Annotated in this window: 11 protein-coding genes; 4 read left to right on the top strand and 7 right to left on the bottom strand. The window is 62.6% G+C overall.

Translation table 11 applies throughout. The features are described from left to right. The first annotated feature begins 202 nt into the window (after positions 1–202). On the top strand, positions 203–625 hold the full coding sequence (gene ndk, locus QX034_RS27855; protein ID WP_315704191.1) for a nucleoside-diphosphate kinase: 423 nt from the start codon (positions 203–205) through the stop codon (positions 623–625). A 79-nt stretch (positions 626–704) separates the two neighbouring features. Continuing rightward, complete coding sequence (locus QX034_RS27860) at positions 705–1,571, top strand: TerC family protein (protein ID WP_315704190.1); 867 nt, start codon at positions 705–707, stop codon at positions 1,569–1,571. 98 nt (positions 1,572–1,669) lie between these two features. On the opposite strand, the gene QX034_RS27865 is transcribed toward QX034_RS27860, so the two are convergent. The 4 genes from QX034_RS27865 to QX034_RS27880 form a co-directional block, all read right to left on the bottom strand. Further along, positions 1,670–2,503 (bottom strand): molybdenum storage protein subunit alpha, encoded by an 834-nt coding sequence (locus tag QX034_RS27865; protein WP_315766368.1) that lies wholly within the window; start codon positions 2,501–2,503, stop codon positions 1,670–1,672. A 13-nt stretch (positions 2,504–2,516) separates the two neighbouring features. Next, positions 2,517–3,329: a uridine kinase gene (locus tag QX034_RS27870; RefSeq protein ID WP_315704188.1), complete on the bottom strand. Its 813-nt coding sequence runs from the start codon at positions 3,327–3,329 to the stop codon at positions 2,517–2,519. A gap of 369 nt (positions 3,330–3,698) precedes the next feature. Next, on the bottom strand, positions 3,699–4,265 hold the full coding sequence (locus QX034_RS27875) for a DUF2478 domain-containing protein (RefSeq protein ID WP_316196153.1): 567 nt from the start codon (positions 4,263–4,265) through the stop codon (positions 3,699–3,701). Between the two features lie 75 nt (positions 4,266–4,340). Further along, a complete protein-coding gene (locus QX034_RS27880; protein ID WP_316196155.1) occupies positions 4,341–5,753 on the bottom strand; it encodes an aldehyde dehydrogenase family protein in 1,413 nt (470 codons plus the stop codon). Between the two features lie 485 nt (positions 5,754–6,238). Between QX034_RS27880 and QX034_RS27885 the strand changes: the two genes are divergently transcribed. Next, positions 6,239–7,132 carry a phosphotransferase enzyme family protein gene (locus QX034_RS27885; protein WP_315704185.1) on the top strand — a complete coding sequence of 298 codons (894 nt, stop codon included), beginning with the start codon at positions 6,239–6,241 and terminating at the stop codon, positions 7,130–7,132. 129 nt (positions 7,133–7,261) lie between these two features. Here the strand turns inward: QX034_RS27885 and QX034_RS27890 are convergent, their stop codons facing one another. Continuing rightward, positions 7,262–8,011 carry a glutamine amidotransferase gene (locus QX034_RS27890; protein WP_315728936.1) on the bottom strand — a complete coding sequence of 250 codons (750 nt, stop codon included), beginning with the start codon at positions 8,009–8,011 and terminating at the stop codon, positions 7,262–7,264. A gap of 118 nt (positions 8,012–8,129) precedes the next feature. After that, positions 8,130–9,215 carry a substrate-binding domain-containing protein gene (locus QX034_RS27895; RefSeq protein WP_315728937.1) on the bottom strand — a complete coding sequence of 362 codons (1,086 nt, stop codon included), beginning with the start codon at positions 9,213–9,215 and terminating at the stop codon, positions 8,130–8,132. Positions 9,216–9,333: 118 nt separating this feature from the next. Here QX034_RS27895 and QX034_RS27900 point away from each other — a divergent pair, with 118 nt between their 5' ends. Next, positions 9,334–10,821, top strand: coding sequence for an aldehyde dehydrogenase family protein (locus QX034_RS27900; RefSeq protein WP_316196157.1), 1,488 nt, complete (start codon positions 9,334–9,336; stop codon positions 10,819–10,821). 128 nt (positions 10,822–10,949) lie between these two features. On the opposite strand, the gene QX034_RS27905 is transcribed toward QX034_RS27900, so the two are convergent. Beyond that, positions 10,950–12,155 carry an ABC transporter permease gene (locus QX034_RS27905; RefSeq protein ID WP_315704181.1) on the bottom strand — a complete coding sequence of 402 codons (1,206 nt, stop codon included), beginning with the start codon at positions 12,153–12,155 and terminating at the stop codon, positions 10,950–10,952.

Consider the following 12,155-nt stretch of genomic DNA (forward strand, 5'->3'; position numbering starts at 1 on the left):
GCTTCTCCCAGCGTCATTCCGGGCGATGCGACAGCATCGAACCCGGAATGACGAGATTCCGGGGGCGGCCCTGACGGGGTGCCCCGGACTGACGGCGCACTTTTGACGTGTCGGACTAATCCGTCCTGCTCGCTTGCGGTCGCCCGATCACGCCGATATAAGCCCGCAACCCACAAAACCTGCTCTTCTTGAGGACGATATCATGGCGATTGAACGCACCTTTTCGATCATTAAGCCCGACGCGACCGAGCGCAATCTGACCGGCGCGATCAACGCGCTGATCGAGAAGGCCGGCCTTCGGATCGTTGCGCAGAAGCGCATTCGCATGAGCCGCGAACAGGCCGAGACCTTCTATGCCGTGCACAAGGCGCGCCCGTTCTTCGGCGAACTGGTCGACTTCATGATCTCGGGTCCGGTCGTCGTTCAGGTCCTGGAAGGCGAGGGCGCAATCCAGAAGTACCGCGACGTGATGGGCGCTACCGATCCCGCCAAGGCTGCGGACGGCACGATCCGCAAGCTGCATGCGAAGTCGATCGGCGAGAACTCGGTGCACGGCTCGGATGCACCGGAAACCGCCGCGGTCGAAATCGCTCAGTTCTTCTCCGGCAACGAAATCGTCGGTTGAGCGCGGGGCGCGGAGCCCGAATGGCCTCCGCGCCGTGATCGCCGTCCTGCTCCGATGGGCGGCAGCGAAGGGGTAGGCCGTGAATTGGCTGTCGCAGGTCACTGATCCCGCCGGTCTCGGCCACGTCTTGGCGCAATTCCAGAACAGCGTTCAGACCGCCGGCTTCTGGCTGGCGCTCGGCAAGATCATCTGGATCAATATCCTGCTGTCCGGCGACAATGCGCTGGTGATCGCGCTGGCCTGCCGCGGCCTTCATGGCCGCCATCGTTTCTGGGGCATGGTCGCCGGCTCGGGGATCGCGGTCGCGCTGCGCATCGCCTTTACCGGAATCGTGGCGACGCTGATGGCGTTGCCCTATTTGAAGCTGATCGGCGGGCTGGCGCTACTCGTGATCGCGGCCAAGCTCGTGGTGCCCGAAGACGAAGACGACGAGATCGCTGCGGGTACCACGCTGTGGCACGCGATCCGGATCGTGGCGCTCGCCGACGTCGTCATGAGCCTGGACAATGTCATTGCAGTCGCGGCCGCCGCCAATGGCGATGCCTCGCTGTTGATCCTCGGCCTTGCCATGAGCATTCCGCTGATCATCGCCGGTGCTGCGCTGATCATGCTGGTGCTCGACCGTTTCCCGCTCCTGGTCTGGCTCGGCGCGATGCTGCTCGGTTGGGTGGCCGGCGAGGTGATCGCGACCGATCCGGCGATCGAGCCGCTTCTGCACTACCTGCTGGATGGCACGGTGATCATGAATGTCGAAGCTGCTTCGACGCTATTCGCCGGCAAGACTCATTTCGGCATCCATCTCGATGTGATGGAGACGGTGGTCTCGACCTTGGCAGCGCTCGTCGTCCTCATCGCGGGCTCGATCTGGCGCGGCCGCACCTTGCAGCGGCAGGCCAAGGAGGAGTTGCTGCAAGCCGCGCCTGCGCGAGGCATCGATCTGCCCTGATGGCAGGACGAGAGCGGCCACGCTTTCCGGTGACGGGATAACAAGATGAAGGCCGCTTGCCGAAGCGAGCGGCCTTCGCTGTATGTCGGTCGCTTCGATCAGGCCGGGCGTGCGCCGGTGTGAATGATCGAGCCGACGTGCTGGCCGCGTAGCGCAGCGCTAAGTCGGCCCGGCACCAGCCCGTTCACGATCTGCACGCGTGCGATATGGCGCGCGGAGGTCATCACCTCGAGCAGCGTCCGATCGAAGGGCAGGGTGCCTTCGAGCTTCGCAAGTTCAGCGGCGCTGGTCTCGGCCAACAGCTCCGCCTTCGCGCCGCCGGGTCCGTTCGGATCGCTGCTGTAGACCCCATCCACGTCCTCCACGATCGTGAGCCCGGCTGCACCGAGCGCGTCCGCGATCAGGAAGGCGCCGGTATCGGCGCGGTGCGAGGGGATGCGCGAGGTCGGGAATTCGTGATGATGATAGGGCGGAAACGCGCTGCCGATGACGGCACGTGCGGCAGCGAGGTGGATGGCGAGCTGGTTCGCGATCGTAGGATGCTCGATGTAGGAGACGCCCTCCGGAGCCAGCAGGCTCGCCAGGATGTGGCCGTTCTGGCCAGCCTCGCTGGCCGCGAGCGGGGCCAGTGAACCCACAGGCAAACCGAGGTCGAGACCCACGCCGTAGAGATGGCGGGCGCGGATGCCGGCACCGGTCAGGATCAGCATCCTGTGCTCGGGCAGCAGCCTTCGGAGCTCATCCACGAGCGGCAGGATCGCCTCGGCGCCGCGATCCATGATCGAGCGTCCGCCGATCTTGACGACCTGGAGCCAGGGTAGAAGCGGGATCGGGCGTCGGCCGGCCACGGGGCGGGTGAGCTTGTCGTCGAGCAGGGTCTGGCGCGCGAGCGGCGAGGCGACGTGCTTGATGGTGTTGGTGGTGTCGTCCATGGCAGTCGGCCTTTCAGCTCGCAGTAATGATGGTGCCGACGTGCTCGCCGGCGAGCGCGCGGGTGAGATTGCCGGGGACGAGGCCGTTGACGACCTGAACCTGGTGGACATGGCGGGCCTGCTCGAGCAGGTCGAGCATCGGGAATTCGAGCACGGAATCGGCGAGCCCCTTGGCCTTCATCTCCGCCACCGTGATCTTCGGAATGAAGGTGGCCTTCTTCTCGGTCTTCGGGTTCGCGGTGTAGAGGCCGTTTTCGTCCTTCACGTAGATCATGGCCTTGCAGCCGAACTGCTCGGCGACCAGGAAGCAGCCGGCATCGGTGCGGTAGGGCGGGATGACGCCCTCAGGCGCAGGGCGCATCCAGAGGCCGTAAGGCGGCATGCCGCTGAAGACGACCGCGTTCACTTCGGCGAGATAGAGCGGCACCGCCGAAAGCCCGGCGCCATCGACTGCGGAGATGCCGTGCTTGGCCAAGAGCTGCCCGAGCATCACCGCGTTCTGGTCGGCAACGGAGGCGCCGAGCTGCGACAGCACGCCCGCCGGCAGATTGAGCCCTGCCGCGATCGAGTAGAGGTGCCGCGCCCGTGTGCCGGCGCCGGTCCCGATCAAGAGCTTATGGCTGTGACGAGCGGCGACGATCTCGTCGACGAGCGGGTAGACGGCAGCGCGGCCGCGGTCGATCACGCTCTGTCCACCGATCTTGATCACGGTGGCGTCGGGGAGGATTCGGAAATCGGCTGCCTTCTCCGTCGCCGCGATAAGCTGCGTGTCGGTGAGCGAGCGCTGCATCAGCAGTGCCTCGAGCTCTGCTGTCGTCGTTGCCATAAGACGTCCTTTCATTCTTCAATGCGCGAATGCGGGTCTTCGGCGAGCCGTAGCGGGCCGAAGACCACCCTTCTCTGCGCGTTTCCTGGATCGCTCTGCCTGTTTGTTGAGCAGATAAGACGGTACGGTGGGTACCTGGTGCCAACGGCTTTCTGCGAGCTCTGTTCGGCTCCGTGTCGGAACGGCGGCGAAAAATGATCCGTTAGCAGTCCGGCGTCAACGGTGATCGCCGAATATCTTTGATAATCAATAAGCTATATCTGATCCTATACAGGATGCGGAGTAGGTCGAACGGAACGGCTGCGATGAACGGCAAAACGCGTCTACGACAGCATCATGAATTGGCGGCGCAGATTGCCGGCCATGCTCTCATTTGAAGACTTCGCAAACGGTGGGAGCCCGTTGCTGGATTGGGACCGCATGGCGCCTCGAGACCCCGTGCCACCAGCCATCGAGTGCATCGCGATCGCAGCGAAGCTTGACGCTCATGCCCTCCGCAAACTTGATCCAGTCCGTGAAGCGGTGGCGAGGAACGGCGATCACCACGGGGATGTCGGCATCAATAGCCCGTTCGATGAGGTAGCGGAGGCCCCGGCCTTCGCACTCTTCTCGACCGAAGCGGTTGATGATCAGGATGTCGGCGCCGTCGTCGAGCGCACGCGCCACTCGAGCCCCCGCGTTCAGCAGACGGCTCACTTTCAGCCGGCGACCGGGAGAACGAGATCCAACATCCTGCAACAGCGCAAGCTCCGAGCCGTCGTGCAGAAGCATTGCCGAAATGTTGGGGACATTCACGTAATGGCGTCCGATCTGTACCAGACCGACCGCACGGAAGCCGTTTGCATTCGAGCTTGCGGCAAATTCGCGCAGCACCGAGTCCGGGTCTTCGCCGGGATCGAAGACCAAGGCGGCAAGATCGCACTGGGCATCGAACATCGCGCGGCTCCCTCTTGAGGATTGCGGCAACGGTTGTTTGAGGGGCTGCGGCTTGCCGCAGCCCCCATGACTGGCTCAAGCCGTCGCCGCCGGTCCGTTGATGACCTGCAACTGCGTGAACTCGGCCAAGCCTTCTTCGGCGAATTCGGTGCCGATCCCCGACTGCTTGGCGCCCCCGAATGGAATGTTCGGCGCCATGTCGAGGTGCTTGTTGATCCAGACCGTCCCGGCCTCGATTCGGCCTGCAATGTCGTGCGCACGCGCGGGATTGGACGACCAGACCGAAGCGCCCAGGCCGTAGCTCGTGGCATTGGCGCGACGGATCACATCATCGTTGTCGGAATATTTGATCACCGGGAGCACCGGACCGAACTGCTCCTCGTCGACAAGCTTCGAGCCTTCCTTGATGTCGCGCACGATGGTCGGCTCGATGAAATATCCCGGGCGGTCCATGGCCGCGCCGCCGGCGATGACTTTGCCGTTCTTATGCGCATCCTCGAGAAACGCCTTGACCTTCTCGTACTGCATCTTGTTCTGCAGCGGCCCGAGCTTCGTCCCTTGCTTGGCGCCGTCATCGACCACGGTATTCTTGGCGATCGTCACCAGCTCGTTGCAGACGTCGTCATAGACGCTCTCATGCACGTAGAGTCGCTTGATGGCGAGGCAGACCTGGCCCGAGTTCTGGAAAGCGCCTTCGAAGATGCCTGGCGCGACCGTCTTCGGATCGACATCGTCGAGCACGATGCCGGCATCGTTGCCGCCAAGCTCCAGCGTGATCCGTTTCAACGTCTGGGATGCGCTCGCCATCACCTTCTGGCCTGTCGCGGTCGAGCCGGTGAAGGAGATCTTGCGGATATCGGGATGCCTGGTCATGTGGTCGCCAAGGTCGTTGGCGTCGGCGATGACGTTGAGGACGCCCGGCGGGAGCACATCTTTGACAAGCTCGGCAAAACGCAACGTCGAGAGCGGGGTCGTGGGGGCCGGCTTCACCACCAGCGTGTTGCCGGCAAGCAGGGCCGACGGCAGCTTGAAGCTGAGGATCAGAAGCGGGTAGTTCCAGGGGATGATCGCGCCGACGACGCCGAGCGGACGGCGATAGGCTTCGACGCGGCGTTCGCCGGAATTCTCGATCACCCGCATCGGCAGATCGAGCGAGCTGAGATAGCGGAAGAAGGCCGCCATGCCGAAGACTTCGCCGGTGGCGTCGGTCAGCGGCTTGCCCTGTTCACTGGTCAGGATGCGAGCAAGCTCGCTCGCGTTGGCTTCGACGATATCGGCCATCTTGCCGATGAGACGGCGTCGCTCCTCGATCGGGGTTGCAGCCCAGGCCGGGTAGGCGGCCTTGGCGGCTGCGACTGCTTGGTCGAGCTGCTCCTTGGAGGCGCGCGGACATTGCGCCAGCACCTCCTCGGTTGCCGGGTTGAGAACAGGCATGATCAGATCGCCGGGAACCATTCGTCCGTCGATCAAAAGGCTATAGTCAGTCATAGGCATTGCACTCCCTGTCGAACGGGCCGTCTCGGCCTCGTTATATTCATGTATATATCACGATAGGATGAGGCGAGCCACCGCGATGAGCGGCGGCGACAGACGGAGCTTCGTGCTGGCCGGCGATGGGTGCGTTGAAATATAACAAAGAATTGAATCGGCGGCACGTAGTCGCGATGGATCCGGCATTTGTGGCGGAGTTAAGCTGGAAAGCGTCGCATCTTTCGTGATTCTGTGTCGTTTCGAGCCTGCGAGGGCGAGGGATGGAGATCGGCTGCGGACCTGAGAGCCAAGCGCGGTTCGACCGCCGTAACAGGGTAATCAGTGCCGTCCGATGCAGAGATTTCCTCCTTGACAGCCGTCAATACATGCCGGCTTCTCGGCAGAAGACCTGGAAAGCCGCAATTTGCCTACGGAGGAGTATGCGGCTGCCGATGCTATCGGCTTTCTCTGCGATCGAAAAACTATAAAGCTGGACTTTTAGCGTGACCAACTTCGAAGCACTCGTTGCCGGCTGGTTCGATATTGCGCCGGGAGCCGTGCGGATGATCACGGACGGGGTCAACAAGAATCTGCGCGTTGTGAGCGAACATGATGATTTGTTTGTTCGATTCTCGCCCGCCACTTTGCATAGTCGCGATGAGCTTGAAAGCGAAGCTGCCTTGATAGCGAGTTTGCGCAAGCATGACGTGCCATGCCATGAGCTCGCCGATATTGATGGAGTCTCGGTTCTTGGCCCCGAAACGGTCAATGGCATCGAGTACAATGTCTTGCTGAGCCGAACGATCCCCGGATGTGCGCTCACGACGACTGCGCAAGACGCTCGCGCTTTCGGGCAATCGCTGGCTCAGCTGCACCGTGCACCGATCGAGGGGCTGGCGCGCACACTGGCCATCAACGTCAACGGCGGGGACGACATTGACCCGGCCGTACGGGTAGTGTTTCGAGATCTGACCGATTTGGTCGACCAGTTGGCCGACGAGTCCGCCGCATTGTTTGGCATCTGCCACGGTGACGCCTGGCTGGGCAACGCAATCAACAGTGATGGGAAAGCGGTGCTTTTTGACTTCGAATTTTCAGGTCGTGGGCCGCTTGCATACGATATCGCGACATTCATCTGGGCGCTGCGTGCGGAAGGCAATGAAGATGAGGCTGCCATCTTTGCGAGCTTCGTAGAGGGGTACCGGTACGAATATGACCTGAATTTCAGTGAAGACGATATGAAGCTGAATTTGCTGCGCAAAGAGATCAATAACATCAGATTTCTTTGTCAGAACATCACCATGTCACGCGACGTTAAGCTTGCCACAGCCAAGTTCGCCCGTGAGACGTTCGACTTTGTCTTGAGCGGCGACCTTTCCCGATTTGCCTGGGCATGAGAACGAACCGCTCCCGGCCATGCTCCGATCTTGACGGGTTATGGAGGTCTATTGCCCCTCGACCTATCGAGCAGGCATCGTGTCGTTGTCCGCAGGGCTGGAGGCCACGGTTTCGACTTGGCGATGGCTTCACGCCTCGACCCTCGGAAGGCGGAAGCTCTCGATCGGCGCGATCTGATGCAGCCATTGGCCGAAGACCCGTTCGGCTTGCGCGAGAAGGCCGGCACGGTGGCGCTGTGTTTGCGCGCGCAGATCCGTCACCGCGATATTGGCGGCAGCAAGTTCGACGGCATGGCCGACGTACCATTCTTCGAGTTGTCGCGGATCGGCTTCAAGGTGGAATTGCAGGGCGAGCGCATGTTGGCCGTAAGCGAACGCCTGATTTTCATAATTTTCGTTGAACGCGAGCCGTACGGCCTCTGGCGGTAGCTCGAAGGTGTCGCCGTGCCAGTGTAGAACGACGGCGCTGCCGTCCTGCAGTCCCTTCAGGCACGACAATGCGCCTTCCTTGGTCAGTTCGACCTTGCCCCAGCCGATCTCCTTGACCGGGCCCTTGTGCACGCGGGCCCCGAGCGCGCGCGCCATGATCTGGCTGCCGAGGCAAATGCCGAGCGTCGGAAGGTTCCGCTTCAATCTGTGTTCCACGAGCGCGATCTCGTCGGTCAGGAACGGATAGCTCTCCGTCTCGTAGACCCCGATCGGTCCGCCCAGCACGATCATGAGGTCGGCATCCCTGATCGAGGCATGTGTCAGGTCTTCGACCGTGGCCTCACAGAAGGAGACATCCCAGCCGTTGCGCTCCATGATCGGCGCGAGCAGGCCAAGATCCTCGAATGCAACATGACGAAGGGCCACCGCGGAGCGACGAGAATGGATCATCAGGAGATTCGCTCCTCGGTACGGCGCTGCTGTACGCTGCTTGACGGCTTACGTTGTATGAACGTGAATATAACGCGGAGAAGCGCGCTCCGTCCAGTCCGCTCCCGGTGGGGCAGGGCTATGCCCCGGTGTCGACGCGGTCGAGAAACTCGCGCACGGTATGGACCGACCCGGTCTCGGCGGGCTGATAACCGGGCAGTGCGGCGATCGCCTCGTGGAATTCGCGGCCTTTCATCAGCTCGATCACGCGGCGCATCGGCTCGGTGTCGAGGAAGGACTGGCGGCAGACGAAGAAATAATCCTCGGTCAGGACGCGGATGAAATCGAGCCCGAACTGCCGGGCGGCGGCCTCGACGCCGAAGCACGCGTCCGCCATGCCGCTTGCGACATAGGCGGCCACGGCGGCGTGGGTAAACTCGATCTGCTGCGCGCCGTTGATGCGGGTCTCGTCAAGTCCATGTGATGCCAGCAACTGGTCGAACAGCAGCCGCGTTCCGGAATCGTGATCGCGATTGACGAAGCGGGCCTTGCCATCCGCGAGGTCGGGGAGCGCGCGGATGTCGAGCGGATTGCCGCGCTTGACCATCAATCCCATCTCGCGGGTCACGAAGCTGATGACGCGGTCGTGCCTCGGATCGAGCCATTCCCGGCAGGCCTGGATCCCTTGTGCGCGCAGCTCGCCGCGCGGCAGGTGGAGGCCCGACAGGTCGCAGGCCCCCTGGGCCAGCGAGGCCAGGGAATATTGGCTGCTGACATAGCGCAGGTCGACGCCGATGCCGGGCTCGCGGTCGAGCAGTTCTCGCAGCTTGGCCACGGCAAAGCCATGGCTGGCATGCACGCGGATTACCGAGGGACGCTGCTGCAGGAACGGCTTGATCTCGGTCGCCAGCTCCTGCGCGAGGTTCTCCAATTGCGGACCGAGCCTCGCCTGCATCCGTTCGCCGGCCCAGACCAGTTTCTCGCCGAAAGCGGTCAGTCTCGATCCCTTGCCACGACGCGTCTCGACCAGCGGCACGCCAAAGAAATCGGACCATTGCTCGATCAGATTCCACACATGCCGATAGGAGAGATGCGCGTCATTGGCGGCGCTGGTGATCTTGCCGGTCTTCCCGATCTCGCTGAGAACGCCGAGCATCACGACGATGCTCTGCGGACTCTCCTCCTTGTGAAACCGCCAGACGGGCTCAATCGTAATCCGCAGCATTGCTGAGCCTCTGTTATGAAGGCGAGTTCATATGTTCCGGCCGCCATAGGCAGAACATATCATATTTACGATCTCATATTTCTTCCTACCTTGGCATACAAGATACGGAGGGAATATGATGTCGACTGCATATGATTACGACCGGGAATCGAGCGCTGCGGCTTATCTTGCAAGGCCGCTTCAGCTGTTGATCGATGGGCGCCAGGTGCCGTCATTGTCCGGGCGGACGTTCAAATCGCTCAATCCGGCGACCGAGGAGGTCATTGCGACGATCGCCGAGGGCAACGCGGCGGACGTCGATCGCGCCGTGGCGGCTGCACGGCGGGCCTTCGAGGGACCGTGGCGCACGATGCGGGCTGCCGAGCGCGGCAACATCCTGCTCAGATGGGCGCAGCTGCTCCGCGACCATGCCGATGAGATCGTCGAGCTGGAGAGCCTCGATGCCGGCAAGCCGATCGCGGCGATCCTGCGTCAGGACCTTCCTGCTGCGCTCGACACTCTGACGTATTATGCGGGCTGGGCCGACAAGATCAGCGGCGACGTCATCTCCACGCGCGACGATGCGCTGACCTACACCGTGCGCGAACCCGTCGGTGTGGTGGCTGCGATCGTGCCGTGGAATTTCCCGCTCATGATCGGCATGTGGAAGCTCGCGCCGGCGCTGGCCTGCGGCTGCACCGTCGTGATGAAGCCGGCGGAGCTGACGTCGCTATCGGCACTGCGGATTGGTGAGCTCGCGCTGGAGGCGGGCCTGCCGTCCGGCGTGCTCAACATCGTCACCGGGCCCGGCCGCACCGTGGGCGAAGCCCTGGTCAATCATCCCGATGTCGACAAGGTGACTTTCACCGGATCGCCCGGCGTCGGCCGCGGCATCATGAAGGGCGCCGCCGGCAACTTCAAACGTGTCTCGCTTGAGCTCGGCGGGAAATCGGCCAACGTCATCTTCGACGATGCCGACCTGGACGCGGCGTCGAAGGCGGCCGCCAGCGGCATTTTCTTCAACACCGGGCAGGTCTGCTCGGCCGGATCGCGCGTGCTCGCGCAGGAAGGCGTCTATGACGAGGTGGTCGCGCGGCTGGCGGCGCGGGCGAACGCCTTGCGGATCGGCGATCCGCTCGATCGCGCCAGCTCGCTCGGCCCGGTGATCTCCGAACGTCAGATGCAGACGATCCTCGATTATGTCGACATCGGACAGAAGGAAGGCGCTTCGCTGGTGACAGGTGGCGAGCGTGCCGCCGGCCGTGGCTATTTCATCAGTCCCGCCGTGTTTGCCGGCGTCACGCATGAGATGCGGATCTCGCAGGAGGAAATCTTCGGTCCCGTCGTCAGCGTCATCAAGTTCACGGACGAGGCGGATGCGCTCAGGATCGCAAACGGCACCGCTTACAGCCTGGCGGCTGGCGTCTGGAGCCGTGACATGGGCCGGGTGCAACGGTTTGCCAAGCGGGTGCGGGCGGGCACGGTGTGGATCAACACCTATGGCTACACCGACGTACGGCTGCCGTGGGGCGGCGATCGCGATTCCGGGCTCGGTCGGGAGCATGGGACAGCGGCGCTGGAGAATTTCACCGAGCCAAAATCCATCTGGATGAACCTGAACGTCTGATCGTTCCTTGATCGCCTTCCAGTTAGAGCCTGCCTCGTCGGGGGTAGTCTGCAGAAGCGGAGTGCGTCGATCGCTCGTCTTGTCGTGGTCGACGCGGATCGGCGCGCTCTGCAGATCTGGAATCAGAGTCAGCCGTTGAAAATGACACGGCGGAAACGATACAGCGCAAGTCCGAAGAAGACGCCGCCGATCACCGCTGTGATCAGAATCTCCGGCCAGACGATCGAGGCGTCCGCGCCGCGGTATAGCACGTCCTGCGAGAAGATCACGAAATGCGGTGTCGGGCTGATGAACTTCATCAGATATTGCAGCCACACCGGCATGCTTTCGAGCGGGGTCGTGCTGCCCGACAGCAGCACCATCACCAGCAGGACCGGGATCGACAGCAAGCCGAACTGTGCCATGGTCGAGGCCACCGTTCCAAGCGCGATCCCGAGCGCCGCAACGGTGAACACGTAGAAGCAGGCTCCGCCCAGGAAGAGCAGCCGCGATCCAGAGACCGGCACCTGCAACCACCATTCGACGACGATCGCCAGCGACAGAGCGGCCGAGGCGACGATGACGATGCCGTTGGCCAGGATCTTGGAGAGCATGATCTCGGATGGAACCACCGGCATCACCAGAAGATGCTCGACCGTGCCTTGCTCGCGTTCGCGAATGAGCGCGGCGCCGCTGAGCATGACCGTGATCATGGTGAGGTTGCTGATGACCTGCATGACCGCGGTGAACCAGCTCGATTTCAGGTTCGGATTGAACTTGACCTCCGTCACCGTCTTGAGCAGCGCGCCGAAATTCGCTTCGCGCCCCGTGACGAACTGCGTCACGTAGTCGGTGATGACATTCTGGATATAAGTCATGCCGTTGAACGCCTGGGCCGCCGCCGTGGCATCGACGTCGATCTGGACCGAGGGCTGCCGACCGGCGAGGATATCGGCCTGGAATCGTGGCGGGATCTCGATCACGAAAATAACGCGCTGCGAGTTCATCGCTGCATCGATCTCGCTCGCATTGAGCGCGATCGCGGGCTTGAAGGTCGGTGGGGTGAGGCCGTCGGCGATCCGGCGCGACAGATCGGAATGGTCTTCGTCGACGATGCCGACCGAAAGATTTTTCGCTTCCGTGGAGGCGCCGGTGGCGGCGGCGTAGATCGCGATCGTGAAGGCGTAGGCGACAAGCAACAGCATGACCGGGTCGGAGCGAAAGCTGCGAAGCTCCTTGATCGTCAATCGGTAGATGTTGGCCAGGTGCAGCCGCAGCCTGGCCAGCCGGCTCGTTCGAGCCCGCTGCACCAGTGTCGGCGGTCGCCGCGAGGCCTCTGTTTCGCCTGCCGACAT

It is taken from the genome of Bradyrhizobium sp. SZCCHNR3119, from assembly GCF_032487775.1.
Lineage (GTDB): Bacteria > Pseudomonadota > Alphaproteobacteria > Rhizobiales > Xanthobacteraceae > Bradyrhizobium.